Here is an 18,507-nt window from a genome sequence, read left to right as displayed (position 1 = left end):
CGGAGGGACGAGGTCATGGCGGACATCGTTGGCGGCGCGGCCCGCGACACCCTGAACGGCGCCTCCGGCGCTGACACGCTATCAGGACGAGACGGTTCGGACCGACTGTTCGGCGGCGCCGGCGACGACACCCTGTACGGCCATTCGTCCGCCGACGCCGAGCCCGGCGCCGACCTGATCGACGCGACGCGGGTCGCCTCGGGGCTGTCAGGTCCGCTGTTCGCCGCCTCGCCTCCCGGGGATCCCGACCGGCTGTTCGTCGTGGAGCAGCATACCGGCCGCATCCGCATCCTGGACGTGGCCACCGGGCAGCTGAACGCCGACCATTTCCTCGACCTGCCCGACGGTTCGCTGGCGACCGGCGGAGAACAGGGCCTGCTGGGGCTGGCCTTCCACCCGGACTACGCGACCAACGGCCTGTTCTACGTGAACCTGACCAATGCGGCGGGCGACACGGAAATCCGCGAATACCGCCGCGCCGACGCGAACCATGCCGATCCCGCTGCGCAGCGGACGATCCTGACGTTCGACCAGCCCTTCGAGAACCACAACGGCGGCTGGATGGGCTTCGGTCCGGACGGCTTCCTCTACATCGCCTCGGGGGATGGCGGCTCGGCCAACGACCCGCAGAACAACGCCCAGAACGTCAATTCCCTGCTCGGCAAGATTCTGCGCATCGATGTCGACGGCGACGCCTTTCCCGCGGACGCCAGCCGCAACTACACGATCCCGGCCGGCAATCCGTTCGCGGGCGCCACGAACGGCGCGGACGAGGTCTGGGCCCTCGGCCTGCGCAATCCCTGGCGGGCGAGCTTCGACGCCGCCGGGAACCTGTGGATCGGCGACGTGGGCCAGGGCCAGCGTGAGGAGATCGACGTCGTCCCCGCGGGCCAGGGCGGCCTGAACTTCGGCTGGCGGATCATGGAGGGCACGGTCGCCGTCAACGGGACGCCCGGCTCGGGCTTCGTCGCCCCGCTCCTCGACTACGACCGCAGCAACGCCGACTTCGGCGGTCGGGCGGTGACCGGAGGATATGTCTACGACGGACCGGGCGGGCTGCAGGGCCTCTATGTCTTCGCCGACTTCCTGTCGAACAATGTGTGGACCGTGGCGCGCGCGGGTGGGCAGGCGCAGGACTTCCTGAACCGCAACGACCAGATCACGGTGACCGGCGGCGACCTGGACCAGATCGCCTCCTTCGCGGTGGACGGTCGCGGGCGGCTCTACGCCATCGGGCTGGACGGAGACATCCACCGCCTGACGCCGGGGGCGACCGCGGGCGACGGCTCGGACTTCATCCGCGGCGAGGACGGGAACGACCTGATCTTCGGCGGCTTCGCCTTCGACGACCTGCACGGCAATCTCGGCGACGACACGGTGCACGGCGGTCAGGACGGCGACTGGGTGGTCGGCGGCCAGGGAGGCGACCGCCTGTTCGGCGACGACGGCGCGGATGTCGTGCTGGGCAATCTCGGCGCCGACACCGCGGAGGGCGGCGCTGGAAACGACGTCGTGCGCGGGGGCCAGGCCGACGACGTGCTGCGCGGCGGCGACGGCGCCGACTTCCTCTCGGGCGACCGGGGGAGCGACACCCTCACCGGCGGCGCGGGGGCGGACATCTTCAACAGCTTCGGCGAGGCCGGGCTCGACAGGGTGACCGACTTCAACCGCGCCGAAGGCGACCGCATCCGGCTGGACCCCGGCAACACCTACACAGTGGCCCAGTCCGGTGCGGACACGATCGTGACGGTGAGCGGCGGCGCCCAGGTGGTGCTGGTCGGCGTGCAGGCCTCCAGCCTCACCGGCGACTGGATCTTCGTGGGTTAGCTCACAAGAAAAAGGCGGCCCGGGAAGGGCCGCCTTGATCCTTACGCCGGCTCCGCGCTGGGCCGGGGCGAGATGGGCACCGCCACCGCCGGACCGGCCGGCCGCTTCGCCTCGGCGTCGTCCCGCTTGGGCGCGATGCCCTTCAGGGCGTTGATGATCTCCTCGCCCGTGAGGGTTTCGTACTCGAGCAGCGCCTTCGCCAGCGTGTGCAGCTCGTCCATCTTCTCGGTGAGGATGCGCCGGGCTTCCTGCTCGCCGCCTTCCACCAGCCGCCGGACCTCTTCGTCGATGATCTTGGCGGTCTCTTCCGAGACGTTCTGGTTGCGGGCGACCGAGTGGCCCAGGAACACTTCTTCCTGGTTCTCGCCGTACTCCACCGAGCCCAGCTTGTCCGAGAAGCCCCACTTGGTGACCATCGCGCGGGCGAGTTTGGTCGCCTGGCTGATGTCGGACGAAGCGCCCGAGGTGATCTTGTCCTTGCCGAAGATCAGCTCCTCGGCGACGCGGCCGCCGAACAGGATGGCCAGGCGCGAGGTCATCTGCTCGTAGGACATCGAGAACTTGTCCCGCTCGGGCAGCTGCATGACCATGCCGAGCGCGCGGCCGCGCGGGATGATGGTGGCCTTGTGCACCGGGTCGGTGGCCGGGACGTTCAGCGCCACCAGGGCGTGGCCGCCTTCGTGGTAGGCGGTCAGCTTCTTCTCGTCCTCGGTCATGACCATGGAGCGGCGCTCGGCGCCCATCATGACCTTGTCCTTGGCGTCCTCGAAGTCGCGCATGGTGACCATGCGGCGGTTCTTCCGGGCGGCCATCAGGGCGGCCTCGTTGACCAGGTTGGCCAGGTCGGCGCCCGAGAAGCCCGGCGTGCCGCGGGCGATGACCTTGACCTCGACGTCGGCGGCCAGGGGCACGTTCTTCATGTGGACGCGCAGGATGCGTTCGCGGCCGTTGATGTCGGGGTTCGGCACCACGACCTGGCGGTCGAAGCGGCCGGGACGCAGCAGGGCCGGGTCCAGGACGTCGGGGCGGTTGGTGGCGGCGATCAGGATGATCCCCTCGTTCGCCTCGAAGCCGTCCATCTCGACCAGCAGCTGGTTCAGCGTCTGCTCGCGCTCGTCGTTGCCGCCGCCGAGGCCCGCGCCGCGGTGCCGGCCGACGGCGTCGATTTCGTCGATGAAGATGATGCAGGGGGCGTTCTTCTTCGCCTGTTCGAACATGTCGCGCACGCGGCTCGCGCCCACGCCCACGAACATCTCCACGAAGTCCGAGCCCGAGATGGTGAAGAACGGCACGCCCGCCTCGCCCGCGACGGCGCGCGCGATCAGGGTCTTACCGGTGCCCGGCGGACCGATCAGCAGGGCGCCCTTGGGGATCTTGCCGCCCAGGCGCTGGAACTTCTGGGGGTCCTTCAGGAAGTCGACGACCTCCTGCAGCTCTTCCTTGGCCTCGTCGACGCCGGCGACGTCCTCGAAAGTGACGCGGTTCTTGTTCTCGGTCAGCAGCCGAGCCTTGGACTTGCCGAAGCCCATGGCGCCGCGGGCGCCGCCCTGCATCTGGCGCATGAAGAAGATCCACACGCCGATCAGCAGCAGGATCGGCAGCAGATTGATCAGCAGGCTCATGAAGGTGAAGCCGCCGGCGGGCTTCACCGCGATGTCGGCCCCCTGCGCCTCCAGCCGCTTCACCAGGTCTTCCTGGTCGGCCGGCGTGATGGTCGTGAAGGTCTTGCCGGACTTGTCGGTGATCTCGACAGCCGCGCCTCGGATGATGGCCTTGGCGACCTCGCCGTTGTTCACCTTCGACAGCGTCTGGGAATAGCTGAGCTCGCCGGCGCCGGTCGCGCCGCGGCCGCCGCCCGTCATCATGCTGTAGAGGCCGATCAGGACGACGACGATGACGCCCCAGATCACGAAATTGCGCAGGTTCATCCGTTCGGACCGCTTTCGAGGGTTCTCTTAGGACCTAAAGATAGGCGTCCGACCAGTGTTCCACCAGCGAGGCCATGGATTACGCGACGGTGCGCCGCGGAAAGCTTCGCTGTGGGGGGCCAGACATGCGAAAGGCCGCGCCCGGGCGGCGCGGCCTCTGCAAAACATCGATCGGGTCGTCGAAGCCCTTAACGGCTGGGCTTCTTCGGCGCCACGATCAGGCCTTCGCGCTGAGCGCGCTTGCGGGCCAGCTTGCGCGCCCGGCGCACGGCTTCCGCCTTCTGGCGGGCGCGCTTCTCGGACGGCTTTTCATAGTGCACGTGCCGCTTCATCTCGCGGAACGAGCCCTCGCGCTGCATCTTCTTCTTCAGCGCCTTGAGGGCCTGGTCGACGTTGTTGTCGCGGACGAAAATCTGAACCAGAGGTCTCTCTCCTGTTGTCGCTCGAACCGCCCGCCCCGGCCCGGTAAGAGCGGCGAGCGAAACAAAAACACTACGCCCGAAGGTTTTGGGCCTTCGGGTTTGAGCGCGGCGGGATAGCAGAAGCGAAAGCCCGAGTCCACGCCGAGACGACGCTTTCGCAAGGGGCTAGGATAAGAGCATGACCGAAGCCGCCGACGCCCAGGGCTGGGCCGAGACAACCGAGCAGAAGCTGCTGGACGAGGCGCTGAAGCTGAGCCCCGCGCACGGCTGGACGCGCCTGATGGTGAAGCACGCCGGCAAACGCCTGGGCCTCACCGAGGGCGAGACCGAACTTCTCCTGCCGAACGGTCCGGCGGACCTGGCCGCCCTGCTCTCGCGACGGCACGACCAGCGGGCCCTCGCCATGCTGGCCGACGTCGATCCGGCGAGCCTTAAGATCCGCGAGCGCATCCGGCGGGCCTGTGAGGCGCGCCTGGACGCCGCCTCCACCGACGAGCCGGCGCTGCGGCGGTGGCTGGGCTGGCTCAGCCTGCCGCAGAACCTGCATCTGGGGGGAAAGCTCGCCTGGGAGAGCGCCGACGTGCTGTGGCGCTGGGCCGGCGACGTCGCCACCGACGAGAACCACTACTCGAAACGGGCGATCCTGGCCGGCATCCTCACGGGCGCCTTCGCCATCCGCCTGTCTTCCGGCCGCAAGGCGGCGCTGCAGTTCGTCGACCGCCGCATCGAGAACGTCATGGCCTACGAAAAGTGGAAGGCCACTGGCGGCTTCAAGCCCGGCGACTGGTTGACCCAGGCGGCCGGAACGCTGAGCCGGATGCGGTACGGGCGTCAGCCGGCCGAATAGGGATTGTCGAAGATCGCCTCGACCGGCTCGCCGAACAGCGCGGCGATCTTGTAGGCCAGCGCCAGCGAAGGATCGTGCTTGTCGCTCTCGATGGCGATGACTGCCTGGCGGGAGACGCCCAGCCGCTCGCCGAGATCGGCCTGCGTCCAGCCGCGGGCGGACCTGAGTTCGCGCAGACGGTTCTTCACACCCGGCTCGTCTTCACCGTGCAGGAGGCGAAGCCATAGCAGGCCCAGAACAGGGGATAGATCAGCCAACCTTCCAGGTGGGCTGCGTGTGCGTAGCTCTCCGCGAACCCCCAGGCGCTGAAGAGCGACATGGCCAGGCCGGCCGCGATGATGAAGCGTTTGGCCATGAGCGCGCGCACGTACTCGTCGCTCTGCCGCATGAGTTCCAGCGCCGCCCACATCTGACCCGCCACCGGAGCTGCGACGGCAAGCGCCAGCAGCCAGGCTCCCGGCCGGGCGATGTCGTCGAAGGCGCCGAGCATGGCTGCGACGTTCACGCTGCCGTAGCCCAGGAAGAACATCGTAGTGCGCAGACGATAGCGGCCCTCGGGCGTGCGGTCGAACATGCCGGCCTCCTGAGAATGTCAGCAACACCTTACATCTTCGCCATGTCAGGTCAACCTGACATTCAGCGCAGCGGCTTCACCTTGTTCACGTGGCCCATCTTGCGGCCGGGCTTGGCTTTGTGCTTCCCGTAGAGGTGTATGCGGGTCTCTGGCTCGGCGGCGAACCTCTTCCAGCCCTCGGCCTCGTCGCCGAGCAGGTTCAGCATCTCGACGCGCGCGATGGGCGCGGTGGGGCCGAGCGGCCAGCCGGCGACAGCACGGATATGCTGCTCGAACTGGTCGACCTCGCAGCCGTCCTGCGTCCAGTGGCCGGTGTTGTGCACCCGGGGCGCAAATTCGTTGGCGAGCAGGCCGCCGTCGCGCATCTCGAACAGCTCGATGCCGATCACGCCGACGTACGTCAGGCCCTCCAGGATGCGGATGGCGATCCGCTCGGCCTGGCCGGCCAGCTGGGGCGAAACCTGTGCGGGCGCGAGGGTCCGGCGCAGGATGCCCTTCTCGTGGTGGTTCTCGCCCAGCGGATAGACGGCGATCTCGCCCCCGCGGCCGCGGGCGGCGATGACCGACAGCTCGCGCACGAAGTCGGCCGCCTCCTCCAGGATGACGGGCACGCCGCCAAGGTCCTGGAACGCCTGGAAGGCCTCGTCCGGATGCTCGATCCAGCGCTGGCCCTTACCGTCATAGCCCTCGCGCATGGTCTTCATCAGGCAGGGGACGCCGACCCGGCGCGCGCTTTCGACCGCCTCTCCGGGGCCGATCGCGACGGTGTAGCCGACGGTCGGCACGCCGTGACCGTTCAGGAAACTCTTCTCGTTGCCGCGATCCTGGGCGACCTGCAGCGCCTGGAGGCCGGGCGCAACCTCGACGCCCATCGAGAGCAGGCGCTCGACCGCCCCGGCCGGCACGTTCTCGAACTCATAGGTGATCACGTCGGCCAGGTCGGCCAGGGCCTTCAGCGCGTCGGGATCGTCGTAGGCTCCGACGATGCTGTGGGCCGCCACGCGCGCGGCCGGCCCGTCCGGCTCCGGGTCCAGGATCGCGACGTCGAAGCCCAGGCGCGCGGCGGCCTGGGCCAGCATCCGGCCGAGCTGTCCCCCGCCCAGGATGCCGATGACGGAGCCCGGCGGGAGCGGAAACGCAGCCATGGGAGTGCTCAGTCCTCGACGGTTTCGGCGACGCTCTCGGTCTGGCGCGCGGTGAAGTCGGCCACCCGCTCCGCCACCGCGGCGTCGGAGAGGGCCAGGATCTTGGCGGCCAGGATGGCCGCGTTCTTGGCGCCGGCCTCGCCGATCGCCAGCGTGCCCACGGGGATGCCCGCCGGCATCTGGACGATGGAGAGCAGGCTATCCATGCCCTTCAGCGTCTTGGACTCGATGGGCACGCCCAGCACCGGCAGGTCGGTGAGGGAGGCGGTCATGCCCGGCAGGTGGGCGGCGCCGCCGGCGGCGGCGATGATCACCTTGACCCCGCGGCCCTTCGCGGCCTTGGCGAACTCGTACATGCGGTCCGGCGTCCGGTGGGCGGAAACCACCTTGGCTTCGTAGGCGACGCCGAGCGTCTCCAGCAGCTCGGCGGCGTGCTTCAGCACGGGCCAGTCCGAGCGGCTGCCCATGATGATGGCGACGGGCGCGGCGGTTGCGCTCATGTCGTGCTCAGGTCCTGCTAGCCGTCCCCGGAAGGGCGCGGAGTATAGGCGCCGGCTTTGCGCGGGCAACCGAGGAGGGCTACTTTCGCCGAAGTCGGTTTCCACGCGTTGATTCTCCTGCAGGAATCCCCGGACCGCTCGATGAAGATCACGGCATGAAAATCACGGGCGCGCGCAACGAGCCGTTCTCGCAGATCCGGCGCCGGGCGCTTGCAGAGGCGAGCGCGCGCGGTCCTGCCCCGGCGGCCAAGGCGGACAGCGCAGCGTTCCTCGGGCTGACGGAAGCCGAACTCACGCCGCCGGTGCGCGCGGCGGTGCAGACGCTGCTCGGCGAGATCGACGACCTGCGCGGCGAGGTCGGCCGGCTGAAGGCCCGCCTCTCCGAGGTGGAGGGCCTGGCCGATCGCGACGCGCTGACCCCGCTCCTCAATCGCCGGGCCTTCGTGCGGGAGCTCTCGCGCGTCCGCACCTTCGCGCAGCGCTACGGCTCGCCCGCCAGCCTCGTGTTCTTCGATCTGGACGGCTTCAAGCGGGTGAACGACCGCTTCGGCCATGCCGCGGGCGATGCGGCCCTGCAGGCGGTCGCCGAGCGCCTGATGGCCAATGTGCGGGAAAGCGACGTGGTGGGACGCCTGGGCGGCGACGAATTCGGCGTCATCCTGGTCCAGGCCGACCATGTCACGGCCCAGACCAAGGCCGCGGCCCTGGCCCGGGCGATCGAGGGCGAGCCCCTGTCGTTCGGCGAATGGTCGGCGCCGCTGCACATCAGCTATGGCGTGCGCCAGCTCAGCGCCGAGGCGGAGCCCGAGGCGCTGCTGGCCGAAGCGGACGCGGCGATGTTCGCCCAGAAGCGCGCGCGGCGCGCCGCCCCCTAGGCGATGATGTCGGGGGTGAGATAGCTCTCGACGCGGGAGATCTCGTCCTTCAGCGCCAGCTTCTTCCGCTTCAGGCGGCCGATCAGCAGCAGGTCGGGCATCGGCGTCGCAGACAGCGCGTGGATCGCGGCATCGAAGTCGGCGTGGTCCTGCTGCAGGTCCCGCAGCCGGGCGAGCAGGGCGTCTTCCGTGAAGGTCGAATAGTCGATCATGGGTGTTGGACGATCCTACCCGAGCGCCGCGGCCAGTACAGCCAGAGCCTCGCGGGGGGCGGGCGGCCCCCAGGCGCGACTGGCGCCTTCGAGAGCCTCCAGGGTCGAGGCGCCGCCCCCTGATGGCCCGAGGCCGGCGAGGGTTTCCAGCAGCACGCGCTCGGCGCGCAGTTCGGCCGCCTTGACCTCTTCCCGCAAGGCCTCGCGGGCCGCGTCGGCCACCGGCGGATGGCTAGGCTTCAGCGTGCGGCGTATCCGGCGCAGCGGTGTGACGGCGACCTCGTCCCACGACCGGGCGCAATCGGCGGCCCGCGCGAGCAGGCCCGGGTCGGACGCTTCCGCCCAGACCGCCCACAGGAGGAGCGGGGTATTCTGCCCGTGCTCGTCCTGCAGCGAGAGGCAAGCTTCCGGCGCTCCCGGCTGCGCGTAGGCCTCGAGCGCCCAGTCCCAGATGTCCATGCCTCAGTCCTCGACGGCGCCGCGGATCGGACCCACGTCCTCGCCCCAGCGCCTGACAGGCTTCCATGACAGGCCGAAGAGGTCGAGGGCGCGGCCGACCGACTGGTCCACCATCTCGGCGAGGCTTTGCGGCTTGGCGTAGAACGCCGGCATGGGCGGGGCGATGACGGCGCCCATCTCGGCCAGCCGGACCATGGTGCGCAGGTGGCCAAGGTGCAGCGGCGTCTCGCGCACCATCAGCACCAGAGGCCGCCGCTCCTTGAGCGTTACGTCGGCGGCACGGGTGAGCAGGGACGAGGTCACGCCGGTGGCGATCTCGCTCATCGTCCGCACCGAGCAAGGCGCGACGATCATGCCCAGGGTGCGGAACGACCCGGACGCGATGGCGGCGCCCACGTCCGTGACCTTGTAAGCGACGTCGCCCCTGGCCTGGAGGTCGGAAACGGCGAGGCCAGTCTCATCGGCGAGCGTCAGCGCCGCCGAGCGGCTGACCACGAGATGGCTCTCGACCCCCAGCTCGCGGCAGGCGTCGAGCACCCGCAGGCCGTATGCGACGCCCGAAGCGCCGGTTATGCCCACGATGAGCCGGTCGGAACTCGGCATGCGGAAGGTCCCCAACGTCCTGAGGCGCGGCCCAGCTTCAGGCCGCCGGCTGCAAACATATGTGATCTGACAGCGCCGGGAAGCGGGTGTTCACTTGTCTGCCGTCCACCAACGAGGAGGCTCTCCAGCCATGGCGTTAGATGCCCGGATCCGTGAACTCGGATCGCGCCACCAGTCTCTCGAACAGGCCATTCAGGACGAGATGCGCAGGCCTTACGCCGACGAGCTCAGGCTCAAGGAACTCAAGCGACAGAAGCTCAGGCTGAAGGAGCAGATCGAAACCCTCAGCGATCAGCTGCACTGAGGTTCAGATCCCTCCCCGAGGGGAGGGATCACTCCGCAATCAATCTTCCTCGTCGTCGAGGTCGTCGGCGAACGCCGGCGCTTCGGTTTCGGCGTGGTCTTCGTCGTCGACGACGCCGGTTTCGGACGCCGGACGCAGCGTCGGGCCGTCAGGATCGATCTCGCCCCGGCGAGCGGCTTCCTTAGCGCGCTTGTCCGCGGCCTTGCGGACCACGGCGTCCAGCTCGAGCTGGGTCGCCAGGCCCAGCGTCACGGGATCGACGGGCTTGATGTTCGCCGAGTTCCAGTGGCTGCGATTGCGCACCTGGTCGATGGTGGCCTTGGTGGTGCCCAGCAGGCGGGCGACCTGGCTGTCCGGCACTTCCGGGTGGTTGCGCAGGAACCAGGCGATCGCGTCCGGGCGATCCTGACGGCGCGACACGGGCGTGTAGCGCGGCGCCTTCTTGACCGGCTTCAGCAGCTCGGCGTGGCGGCTCTTCTGGGCCACCATGCGGTACTTGTCGTTCTTCTCGGCCTTGTCGAGCTCGTCGCGGCTGAGCTGGCCGTTGGCGATCGGGTCGGCGCCGCGGATGTCGCGCGCCACCTCGCCGTCGGCGATCCCTTTCACCTCGAGCGGGTGCAGGCCGCAGAAGTCGGCGATCTGGTCGAACGTCAGCGAGGTATTGTCCACCAGCCAGACGGCGGTCGCCTTGGGCATCAGGATCTGGGTCATTTCGGCATTCCGGAAACGAAGGCGCCCGGCCTTTCGGCCGGGCGGTGAGGTTTCGTCATATAAGCCGGAACGCGACCGCTGAAAACGGTCTTGTGCGGAGCCGTCAGGTAAAGAGCCAGCCCGACGGCAGGCTCGCGAGCTGCACGCCCGCCAGCACCATCCGATCTCCGCCGCCCATGTCGACGATGGTGTCCGCGCCGGATTGGTAGGTGGTGTAGCTTGTCCCCGCCAGCACGTTCACCCGGTCGCCTTCCCAGTAGTTGAAGTCGGTGACCCGATCGAGGCCGGCGCCCGAGAAGGTGTGGAAGGTGTCCATGCCCGCGCCGCCGGTGATGGTGTCGGAGCCGCGGTCGCCGGCCATGTAGTCCCAGCCGTCGCCGCCCAGCAGGACGTCGTCGCCCTGGCCGCCGCGGACTACGTCGTTGCCGACGCCGCCCTCGAGGCTGTCGTTCCCGAGATTGCCCAGCACCACGTCGTGGCCTTCGTCGCCGTAAAGACGGTCGTTGCCCTGGCCGCCGACGACCCAGTCTTCAGTGTCGCCGCCGATGACGATGTCGTTGCCGAGGTTGCCGTGCAGGTCGTCGAAGCCGGCCCCGCCCATCAGGCAGTCGTCGCCGTCCTCGCCGCGCAGGTAGTCGGCGCCGCCGTCGCCGGCCAGCGTGTCGCCGCCCGCGCCGCCGAACATGGCGTTGGCCACGGCGTTGCCATTGATCTTGTCGGCGCCGAGACCGCCCTTGGCGTTCTCGATCACGGCCCCCTTGGCAACCGCGACGTTGCCGGTCAGCCCGCCGACGTTCGAGAAGAAGCCTTCCCGCAGGTCGATGACCTGGTTCTGCGCGTAGCCCGAGAAGTCGAGGGTGTCGGCGCCGCCGGCGTCCCAGACCGCGAACACGACGCGGCTCGAGGAGGAAGTCGCCGCGTACCAGTCACGGCCGGCTGTCGAATTGAAGCCATAGACCGTGTCGCCGGTCCGGGTGGTCATGTTCGCCCCGTACTCGACTTGGGCCGCGGCGATGTCGTCCAGCAGCGGCGCGGCCGAGTAGCGGCCCATGAAATTGCCCCCGGTGTTGGCCTCGCTGAAGTAGCTCATCACCGTGTACTGGCCCGAGTCCTCATAGTACTCGGCGTGCTGCGCATAGGTGAAGGTCGTGTCGGCGTCGGCGTCGTACTCGCCCGGGTGCGCGAGGCCGATGGCGTGGCCGATCTCGTGCACCAGCACGTGGGCGCCGCGATTGTCCGCGGACGGATTGGCGTTGTAGCCGATGCTGTTGTTGACCCAGACGTCCCCCGAGGTGGAGCTGGCGCTGGTGTTGCCCGGAAAGTTGGCGAACGCCGCAGAGCCTTCCTCACCGGACGAATAGTTGCCGAACAGGATGGCGGCGTTGTTCGAGTAGGCGGTCTCGCCGGCCACGCCCGAACCCACCCGGACGAAGCGGATGTTGGCCACGTCCGACCAGGCCTGCAGGCCGAGCTCGGCCTGGGCGATCTGGGCGGCGTTGAAGCGCGAGAAGCCTTCGGTGTCGCCGGGCATGTCGAGCGGCGCGCTGGCGCGAAAGGCGTAGGTGACGGTGAACGCCTGGCCCACCGTTCCCCAGCCGCCGTACGGATTCCCTGTGACGGGGTCGAAGCCGGTGAGCTGCTTGGCCGCCCGGTCTATGGTGTAGCTGGGCTTGCCGCCGGCGGTTGCGCCACGCTGATCGGCGTTCAGGAAAGCCTGCGGACCGAAGGTGGAGTCCGGCTCGGCGCTGAAGGCGAAAGGATAGGTCTCGGTCGGCATATCTCGCACTCTAACCAACCCATCCCTTTCAAAAAATTAGGGGATCGGGCGAACGATCACAACGCGCCAATGCGCGCAGCCCGATATGTGATCGGCGTTCGGCGATGCACCGGACGGCGGGTGCGACGGATCAGCGCTTGGCCGTAAGGGCCTTCAGCGTCAGCGCGTCGTGGGGGGCGGCGCTTTTGATGTCGTTGTCGAAGTAAGCAAAGACGTCGAGCCCCCGGGCCCGCCAGCCGGCGATGCGCTCGGCCCAGCCTTGCAGCTCTTCATCGGAGTAGCGGCCGAAGTAGCGGCCGCCGGGGCCGTGGCCGCGGACGTAGGCCCAGGACGCGGTGAGCTCCCAGGGCGCCGGCGCGTGATGATGATCCGAGACGCACAGCGCCGCGTCGAAGTCCGAAAGGATCCGGAAGACGGTCGGGTCGTACCAGGACGGGTGGCGGAACTCGACGGTGGCGCGGCCAGGCGGCAAGAGCTTCAGGAAACCCGCCAGCCGGTCGTCGTTTCGCTTCAGCATCGGCGGCAGCTGTATGAGCGCCGGGCCCAGCTTTCCGCCGAGCGGCGCCATGCGGCCGAAGACCAGGTCTACGGAGTCGTCGCAGTCCTTCAGCTTCTTGTTGTGGGTGATGAAGCGGCTGACCTTCCAGGCGAAGACGAAGTCGTCCGGCGTCCGGTCGCGCCAGCCTTCGACCATCGCCTCGGACGGCAGGCGATAGAAGCTGGCGTTGATCTCGGCGGTGTCGAACCGGGTGACGTAGTAGGCCAGACGGTCCTTGTCCTTCGTCCCTTCGGGATAAAAGGGGCCGGTCCAGTCCTTGTAGACCCAGCCCGAGCAGCCGATGCGGAGCTCGCCCATGCGCTTGGGAATGCGCCGGGACGGCCTGGGTTCAGCCGATGCTCATTGTGCAGCTCGTCGGCCATGCACATCTTTCGGCGCTCATCCGATGGAGCGACCATGGCCGACCTGTCCGCCTTCCCGATCACCCGCCGCTGGGCCCCGAAGGTCCCCGGCGTGATCCAGCTCTATTCGTTGCCGACGCCGAACGGCGTGAAGGTCTCGATCATGCTGGAGGAGCTTGGCCTGGCCTACGAGCCGCACAAGATCGACTTCGGCAAGGACGAGCAGAAGACTCCCGAGTTCCTGTCGCTCAACCCCAACGGCAAGATCCCGGCGATCATCGATCCCGACGGGCCGGGCGGGAAGCCGATCGGCCTCTTCGAGTCGGGCGCCATCCTGCTCTACCTGGCCGACAAGACGGGCAAGCTGATCCCGGCGGACCCGGCGGCCCGCTGGGAGACGATCCAGTGGGTGATGTTCCAGATGGGCGGGATCGGCCCGATGTTCGGCCAGCTGGGCTTCTTCAACAAGTTCGCGGGCCGCGAGTACGAGGACAAGCGCCCGCTTCAGCGCTACGTCGAGGAGTCCAAACGGCTGCTCGGCGTGCTCGACGGCCGGCTGGAAGGCCGCGACTGGATCATGGGCGACGACTACACCATCGCCGACGTCGCCACGCTGGGCTGGGTGCGCAACCTGATCGGCTTCTACGAGGCGCGCGACCTGGTCGCGTTCGACACGCTCAGGAATTTGCCGGCCTGGCTTGAGCGCGGCCTTGCGCGTCCCGCGGTGCAGCGCGGGCTGACGATCCCCGCCTAGGGGCGCGCCCCGGCGCGCATCCGCGCGAACTCCATCACCTGCTCGGCGACGGTGTCGAGCTGCCAGGCGTCCTTGGCGTCCTTCGGGGCGCCGGTCGTTTCGAAGAGATCGGTGGTGGCGTTCAGCGCGGCGCCGAACGGCGTAGGCCAGCCACGCAGGGCATGAATGATGGCCCGAAGCGCGCTCAGCGTGGTTCCCGCCGCCTGCCAGCCGTCGGCGGTGATGATCGTTCCGACCGGCTTGCCGGAGAGGTAGGGCGCGGCGTCGGAGCGGGTGAGCTCAAGGGTGTCCAGGGCGTTCTTCACCACGCCCGAGATGGAGCCGTGGTAGCCGGGACTGGCCACGATCACGCCGTCGGCGCGGCCGACCAGCTCGGCCAGGGCCTTCTGGGCTTCGGTCACCTCGCTGGGGCGCGGATCGAAGATCGGCAGGGTCGAGATGAACTCGCCGCCCAGCAGCCGCGTCTCGGCGCCCAGCGCCTCGCAGCGCCGCAGGCTGGCCGCCAGCGCCCGCTCGCTGGACGAGCCGGGCCGGACCGTCCCGCCGAGGCCTACGATCAGCGGCCGGGTCATTCTGTCGTCCGGATGGTCATCCCGAAGGTCTAGGCGGACCGAGCGGCCCGCGCCAGTCCTGCGACTGAACCGGCTGGATCAGGCGGCCTCGCTCGCCTCGGCGAAGGCCTGCTTCAGCTCGCCCTTCATGATCTTGCCGTTGGCGTTGCGCGGCAGGGTCTCGGGCCAGAAGGCGACCTTCACCGGGACCTTGAAGGCCGCGAGCCTGGAGCGGACGAGATCCTTCAGCTCCTGTTCCGTGGCCGTGCCGCCTGGCCGCAGGTGGACCACCGCGGCGGGCTCTTCCCCCAGCGTCTTGTGCGGCAGGCCGATGAGCGCGGCGTCCATCACCTCGGGGTGCTCGTAGAGGACGTTCTCCACCTCGACGCAGTAGATGTTCTCGCCGCCGCGGATCAGCATGTCCTTGGCCCGGTCGATGATGAACAGGAAGCCCTCCTCGTCGAGCCGCGCGAGATCGCCCGTGCGCAGCCAGCCATCGACGAAGGTCTCGGCCGTGGCGTCGGGCTTGTTCCAGTAGCCCTTCACGACCTGCGGCCCCTTCACCCAGAGCTCGCCCACCGCGCCCGGCGGGAGGACGCTCCTGCCGTCGGCCGGGTCGCGGATCTCCATCTCGCCGACCGGGGCTGCGGGCCCGGCGCTGTCGGGACGGGCCTCGTAGTCCTTGCCGAGGTGGGAGGTGAAGGTTGCGGTGGTCTCGGTCATGCCCCAGCCGTTGCCGGGCTGGGAGCCTGGGAAGGTCTCGGCGATCTTCCGCACCAGTTCGGGCGCCGACGGCGCCCCGCCGTAGGTGACGCTGAGCAGGGACGAGAGGTCGTAGTTGGCCCGCGCCGGATGCTCGATAAGCTGCCACGCGATGGTGGGCACGCCGCCGGTGGCGGTCACCTTCTCGCGCTCGATGAGCTGCATGGCGGGTTCCGCGTCCCAGCGGCGCATGAGCACCAGCTTGCCGCCGGCATTCATGGTCGGGCCCATGGTCGAGGACAGGCCGGTGGCGTGGAACATCGGAACCACCAGCAGCGACACCCGCTGGGGCAGCTTGGTGGCGTCCAGCTCAGGCAGGGGCTCGCCCGCCCGCAGGAAGTTCCGCGCCGCCGAGATGCCGCCCGCGCCGACGTTCGACGTCATGTTGCGGTGGGTGCCGAGCGCGCCCTTCGGCTTCCCCGTCGTGCCCGAGGTGTAGAGGATGGTGGCGTCGTCGTCGGGCGAAAGCGGCACGTCCGGCAGCGCCTGTTCCGGCAGCTTGCCCCAGTCGTTGACCTTGCCGATCACGTCCTCCAGCCGCTCCGTCCGCGGCGGCAGGGCTCCGCCCGGATGGCGGGCGACATAGACCTTCTTCAGGTCGGGCAGGCTCTCCAGGAAGCCTGCGACGCGCTCCAGGCGCTCGTCGTCGACGATGGCGACCTTGGCGCCGGAATCGGCCAGGCCGTACTCCAGCTCGGGCCCGGTCCACCAGGCGTTCAGCGGCGTCACGATGGCGCCGCAGAGCTGGCCGGCCCAGAACGCCACCGGCCATTCGGGCAGGTTGCGCATGATGACGGCGACGCGGTCGCCCTTCTTCACCCCGTCGGCGATCAGCCGATGCGCCAGCGCGATCGTGGCGCGGCCGTAGGCGTCATAGGTGGCGCGGTCGTCCTCGTAGACAAGAAACTCCCGGTCCTTGAACCGCTGGCCGTTGAGGAAGATGTCGCGCAGGGTCGGCGGCGCGTTCTTCCACGTCCGCGTGCGCACGCCGCGGATCACCGCCTCCTCGATCTCGAAGGGCGCGCCGAGGCCCGTCAGCCTGGCGTGCGCCTCGGCGATGCTCATGACGGGCCAGGGGCTCGTGGAGGTCTTGTCGCTCATGCCGTCACTCTAACTCCTACTCGGCGGGTGCGCGCACCTGCCGGCGCTCGGCGTAGTGGGACCGGATCTCCGCCAGTTCGCTGGCGAACCGCTTCTCGGCCTCCGCCCGCAGGCGCGGGATGTGGTAGCTCGGGAAGAGGTCGTTCTCCGGGGCGTAGTCCTTCAGGATCTGCTTGGCGAGCGTCACCTTGTGGACCTCGGTGGGCCCGTCGGCGATGCCCATCACCAGGCTGGAATTGACCATGTGCATGAAGGGCATCTCGTTCGAGACGCCCAGCGCCCCGTGCAGGTGCGCCGCCTTCGTGGCCACGTCATGGTAGACCTTGGGCATGGCCACCTTGATGGCGGCGATGTCCTTGCGGACCTTGTTGTAGTCCTTGTGCCTGTCGATCAGCCAGGCGGTGCGCAGCACCAGCAGGCGGAAGCTCTCCACGGCGATCCAGCTCTCGGCGATCTGCTCCTGCACCATCTGGAGATCGGCCAGGCGACCGTCGCGCGTCATCCGCGAGACCGCCCGGCGGCACATCAGGTCCAGCGCGTGCCTGCAGGCGCCGACGGTGCGCATCGCATGGTGGACGCGGCCCCCGCCCAGCCGCACCTGGGTGATCACGAACGCCCCGCCCCGCTCGCCCAGCAGGGCGTCGTGCGGCACGCGGACATTGTCGTAGCGGACGTAGCCCTCATTGCCTCCGCCGATCTCGCCGCCCGCGCCGACGGCCACGTTGCGGATGATCTCCACGCCTGGCGTGTCGGTTGGGACGAGGAAGATCGAGGTGCGCCGGTACGGGTCCTTCGCGTCGGGATCGGTGACGGCATAGACCACCAGCAGCTTGGAGCGGCTCGCGTTGGTGGAGAACCACTTCTCGCCGTTGATCACCCACTCGTCGCCGTCCAGCACCGCGGTGGTGCGGAAGGTCAGCGGGTCGGAACCGCCGGTCGGCTCGCTCATCGAGAAGGCCGAGCGGATGTCGCCCTCGAGCAGCGGCTTCAGCCAGCGCTCCTTCTGCGCCTCGGTGCCGTAGTGGGCGATGATCTCGGCGTTGCCGGTGTCGGGCGCCTGGCAGCCGAAGACGGTGGGCGCGAGGCTGTTGCGACCCAGCTTCTCGTTCATCAACGCCAGTTTGAGCTGGCCGAACCCCTGGCCTCCGAGCTCAGGTCCCAGATGGCACGCCCAGAGGCCCTGGTCCTTCACGCGGCGCTGCAGCGGCTTGATGAACAGCTCGCGGCCCTTGGAGCTCCAGGCGGCGAGGCCCAGGTGGGACAGCGGCTCCACCTCCTCGCGCATGAAGTCCTCGATCCAGTCCAGCTTCTTCTGGAACTCGGGATCAGTTTCGAAATCCCACGCCATCCGCGCCTCTCTCCCAGGGGGCTGCCCCTGACGGCAGCGTTTCGAATTATTGGTATCCCCGGGGCCATTATCTACGGCGTAAGCCAATGCGCAACGGCGTTCAGAACGTGCCGCCGCGGCCCTCCCCGGCGGCGAAGCGGCTGGCCCCTTCGCGGGATTGACCGGAGCGCAGCACGGCCATGCCATGGGTCAGCTCGTTGGCGGTGGCGGCGTCCCAGTCCAGCGACCATTGCTCGATCGCCGAGAGTCGGTCGCCGCGCAGGCACATCTGCGGGAAGGCCGAGATCTGGCGGGCGAGATCGAGGGCTGCCGCCAGCGCCTGGCCCTTCGGCGCGAGCCGGTTCGAGAGGCCGATGTCGAACGCCTCCCTCGCATCCACCGCCCGGCCGGTGAGGATCAGGTCCATGGCCCGGGAGTGGCCGATGAGGCGCGGCAGGCGGACCGTGCCGAGGTCGATCAGCGGCACGCCGAACCGGCGGCAGAAGACGCCGAACACCGCCCCTTCGGCGGCGACGCGCAGGTCGGCCCAGCACGCGACTTCCAGGCCGCCGGCCACAGCATGGCCCTCGATGGCGGCGATCACCGGCTTGGCGAGCTTCAGCCGCGTGCAGCCCATGGGCCCGAGGTCGCCGTCCTTCTCGACCGGATTGCCCTCGCCGGCCGCGACGCCCTTCAGATCCGCGCCGGCGCAGAAATAGCCGCCCCGGCCGGTGAGCACGGCGACGTCCAGCCCCTCGTCCGCGTCGAAGGCCTTGAAGGCTTCGTAGAGCTGGCGGGCGGTCGCGCCGTCCACCGCGTTGCGACGCTCCGGGCGCTCGATGGTGACGACGGCGATCCTGCCGTCGCGTTCGAAACTGACGGTCTGCATGGCGACTCCTCCCGAGGCCTCATCGTCGGTCTTGCGACC

The 18,507-nt window shown here is 69.0% G+C and carries 21 protein-coding genes; 5 read left to right on the top strand and 16 right to left on the bottom strand.

The annotated features are described in order from the left end of the window. Nucleotides 1–15 precede the first annotated feature (15 nt). Nucleotides 16–1,827 carry a PQQ-dependent sugar dehydrogenase gene (locus ACO2Q0_RS09625; protein WP_423351274.1) on the top strand — a complete coding sequence of 604 codons (1,812 nt, stop codon included), beginning with the start codon at nt 16–18 and terminating at the stop codon, nt 1,825–1,827. 41 nt (nt 1,828–1,868) lie between these two features. On the opposite strand, the gene ftsH is transcribed toward ACO2Q0_RS09625, so the two are convergent. Together ftsH and rpsU are read right to left on the bottom strand one after the other, a co-directional pair. Then, nucleotides 1,869–3,755 carry an ATP-dependent zinc metalloprotease FtsH gene (gene ftsH, locus ACO2Q0_RS09620; protein ID WP_423351273.1) on the bottom strand — a complete coding sequence of 629 codons (1,887 nt, stop codon included), beginning with the start codon at nt 3,753–3,755 and terminating at the stop codon, nt 1,869–1,871. A gap of 188 nt (nt 3,756–3,943) precedes the next feature. Further along, nucleotides 3,944–4,177: a 30S ribosomal protein S21 gene (rpsU, locus tag ACO2Q0_RS09615; RefSeq protein WP_297696160.1), complete on the bottom strand. Its 234-nt coding sequence runs from the start codon at nt 4,175–4,177 to the stop codon at nt 3,944–3,946. 178 nt (nt 4,178–4,355) lie between these two features. Between rpsU and ACO2Q0_RS09610 the strand changes: the two genes are divergently transcribed. Then, the gene (locus ACO2Q0_RS09610; RefSeq protein ID WP_423351272.1) at nt 4,356–5,024 is read left to right on the top strand and encodes a COQ9 family protein; all 669 of its coding nucleotides are present in this window, start codon (nt 4,356–4,358) and stop codon (nt 5,022–5,024) included. Here the strand turns inward: ACO2Q0_RS09610 and ACO2Q0_RS09605 are convergent. From ACO2Q0_RS09605 to purE, 4 genes are all read right to left on the bottom strand, one after another. Then, nucleotides 5,009–5,212 carry a helix-turn-helix transcriptional regulator gene (locus tag ACO2Q0_RS09605; RefSeq protein WP_423351271.1) on the bottom strand — a complete coding sequence of 68 codons (204 nt, stop codon included), beginning with the start codon at nt 5,210–5,212 and terminating at the stop codon, nt 5,009–5,011. The two genes, ACO2Q0_RS09610 and ACO2Q0_RS09605, sit on opposite strands and share 16 nt — an antisense overlap. Further along, nucleotides 5,209–5,598 carry a hypothetical protein gene (locus ACO2Q0_RS09600; protein ID WP_423351270.1) on the bottom strand — a complete coding sequence of 130 codons (390 nt, stop codon included), beginning with the start codon at nt 5,596–5,598 and terminating at the stop codon, nt 5,209–5,211. The genes ACO2Q0_RS09605 and ACO2Q0_RS09600 overlap by 4 nt, the downstream gene beginning before the upstream one ends. Nucleotides 5,599–5,660: 62 nt before the next feature. Next, nucleotides 5,661–6,743: a 5-(carboxyamino)imidazole ribonucleotide synthase gene (locus ACO2Q0_RS09595; protein ID WP_423351269.1), complete on the bottom strand. Its 1,083-nt coding sequence runs from the start codon at nt 6,741–6,743 to the stop codon at nt 5,661–5,663. A gap of 8 nt (nt 6,744–6,751) precedes the next feature. After that, nucleotides 6,752–7,243 carry a 5-(carboxyamino)imidazole ribonucleotide mutase gene (gene purE / locus ACO2Q0_RS09590; protein ID WP_423351268.1) on the bottom strand — a complete coding sequence of 164 codons (492 nt, stop codon included), beginning with the start codon at nt 7,241–7,243 and terminating at the stop codon, nt 6,752–6,754. 155 nt (nt 7,244–7,398) lie between these two features. On the opposite strand from purE, the gene ACO2Q0_RS09585 reads away from it, so the two are divergent. After that, nucleotides 7,399–8,118, top strand: coding sequence for a GGDEF domain-containing protein (locus tag ACO2Q0_RS09585; protein WP_423351267.1), 720 nt, complete (start codon nt 7,399–7,401; stop codon nt 8,116–8,118). Here ACO2Q0_RS09585 and ACO2Q0_RS09580 read toward each other — a convergent pair. The 3 genes from ACO2Q0_RS09580 to ACO2Q0_RS09570 are packed head-to-tail and all read right to left on the bottom strand — an operon-like array spanning nt 8,115 to nt 9,392. Further along, entirely contained in the window at nt 8,115–8,330 is a 216-nt protein-coding gene (locus ACO2Q0_RS09580) for a YdcH family protein (protein WP_423351266.1), read from the bottom strand. The two genes, ACO2Q0_RS09585 and ACO2Q0_RS09580, sit on opposite strands and share 4 nt — an antisense overlap. Nucleotides 8,331–8,345: 15 nt before the next feature. Beyond that, nucleotides 8,346–8,789, bottom strand: coding sequence for a TIGR02444 family protein (locus ACO2Q0_RS09575; RefSeq protein ID WP_423351265.1), 444 nt, complete (start codon nt 8,787–8,789; stop codon nt 8,346–8,348). 3 nt (nt 8,790–8,792) lie between these two features. After that, nucleotides 8,793–9,392: a UbiX family flavin prenyltransferase gene (locus ACO2Q0_RS09570; RefSeq protein ID WP_423351264.1), complete on the bottom strand. Its 600-nt coding sequence runs from the start codon at nt 9,390–9,392 to the stop codon at nt 8,793–8,795. 130 nt (nt 9,393–9,522) lie between these two features. On the opposite strand from ACO2Q0_RS09570, the gene ACO2Q0_RS09565 reads away from it, so the two are divergent. Continuing rightward, on the top strand, nt 9,523–9,696 hold the full coding sequence (locus ACO2Q0_RS09565; RefSeq protein WP_423351263.1) for a YdcH family protein: 174 nt from the start codon (nt 9,523–9,525) through the stop codon (nt 9,694–9,696). 39 nt (nt 9,697–9,735) lie between these two features. Here the strand turns inward: ACO2Q0_RS09565 and ACO2Q0_RS09560 are convergent, their stop codons facing one another. The 3 genes from ACO2Q0_RS09560 to ACO2Q0_RS09550 all read right to left on the bottom strand — a co-directional run bounded on the left by ACO2Q0_RS09560 (nt 9,736) and on the right by ACO2Q0_RS09550 (nt 13,040). Next, nucleotides 9,736–10,407 (bottom strand): DUF1013 domain-containing protein, encoded by a 672-nt coding sequence (locus ACO2Q0_RS09560; protein WP_423351262.1) that lies wholly within the window; start codon nt 10,405–10,407, stop codon nt 9,736–9,738. A 103-nt stretch (nt 10,408–10,510) separates the two neighbouring features. After that, a complete protein-coding gene (locus ACO2Q0_RS09555; RefSeq protein WP_423351261.1) occupies nt 10,511–12,184 on the bottom strand; it encodes a M10 family metallopeptidase C-terminal domain-containing protein in 1,674 nt (557 codons plus the stop codon). A 130-nt stretch (nt 12,185–12,314) separates the two neighbouring features. Continuing rightward, complete coding sequence (locus ACO2Q0_RS09550; RefSeq protein WP_423351260.1) at nt 12,315–13,040, bottom strand: DUF72 domain-containing protein; 726 nt, start codon at nt 13,038–13,040, stop codon at nt 12,315–12,317. 99 nt (nt 13,041–13,139) lie between these two features. Between ACO2Q0_RS09550 and ACO2Q0_RS09545 the strand changes: the two genes are divergently transcribed. Further along, entirely contained in the window at nt 13,140–13,838 is a 699-nt protein-coding gene (locus ACO2Q0_RS09545; protein ID WP_423351259.1) for a glutathione S-transferase N-terminal domain-containing protein, read from the top strand. Here the strand turns inward: ACO2Q0_RS09545 and ACO2Q0_RS09540 are convergent. The 4 genes from ACO2Q0_RS09540 to ACO2Q0_RS09525 form a co-directional block, all read right to left on the bottom strand. Then, nucleotides 13,835–14,410 (bottom strand): NADPH-dependent FMN reductase, encoded by a 576-nt coding sequence (locus tag ACO2Q0_RS09540; protein ID WP_423351258.1) that lies wholly within the window; start codon nt 14,408–14,410, stop codon nt 13,835–13,837. The genes ACO2Q0_RS09545 and ACO2Q0_RS09540 overlap by 4 nt on opposite strands. Before the next feature lie 78 nt (nt 14,411–14,488). Then, the gene (locus ACO2Q0_RS09535) at nt 14,489–16,252 is read right to left on the bottom strand and encodes a class I adenylate-forming enzyme family protein (RefSeq protein ID WP_423351257.1); all 1,764 of its coding nucleotides are present in this window, start codon (nt 16,250–16,252) and stop codon (nt 14,489–14,491) included. Nucleotides 16,253–16,268: 16 nt separating this feature from the next. Continuing rightward, nucleotides 16,269–17,600 (bottom strand): acyl-CoA dehydrogenase family protein, encoded by a 1,332-nt coding sequence (locus ACO2Q0_RS09530; RefSeq protein WP_423351256.1) that lies wholly within the window; start codon nt 17,598–17,600, stop codon nt 16,269–16,271. Between the two features lie 100 nt (nt 17,601–17,700). Continuing rightward, nucleotides 17,701–18,468, bottom strand: a complete 768-nt coding sequence (locus ACO2Q0_RS09525) for a crotonase/enoyl-CoA hydratase family protein (protein ID WP_423351255.1) — start codon at nt 18,466–18,468, stop codon at nt 17,701–17,703. Nucleotides 18,469–18,507: the final 39 nt, after the last annotated feature.

This window comes from Phenylobacterium sp. VNQ135 (assembly GCF_049445735.1).
In the GTDB taxonomy this organism is placed as follows: Bacteria; Pseudomonadota; Alphaproteobacteria; order Caulobacterales; family Caulobacteraceae; genus Phenylobacterium.
This window is presented reverse-complemented; position numbering and strand designations above follow the sequence as displayed.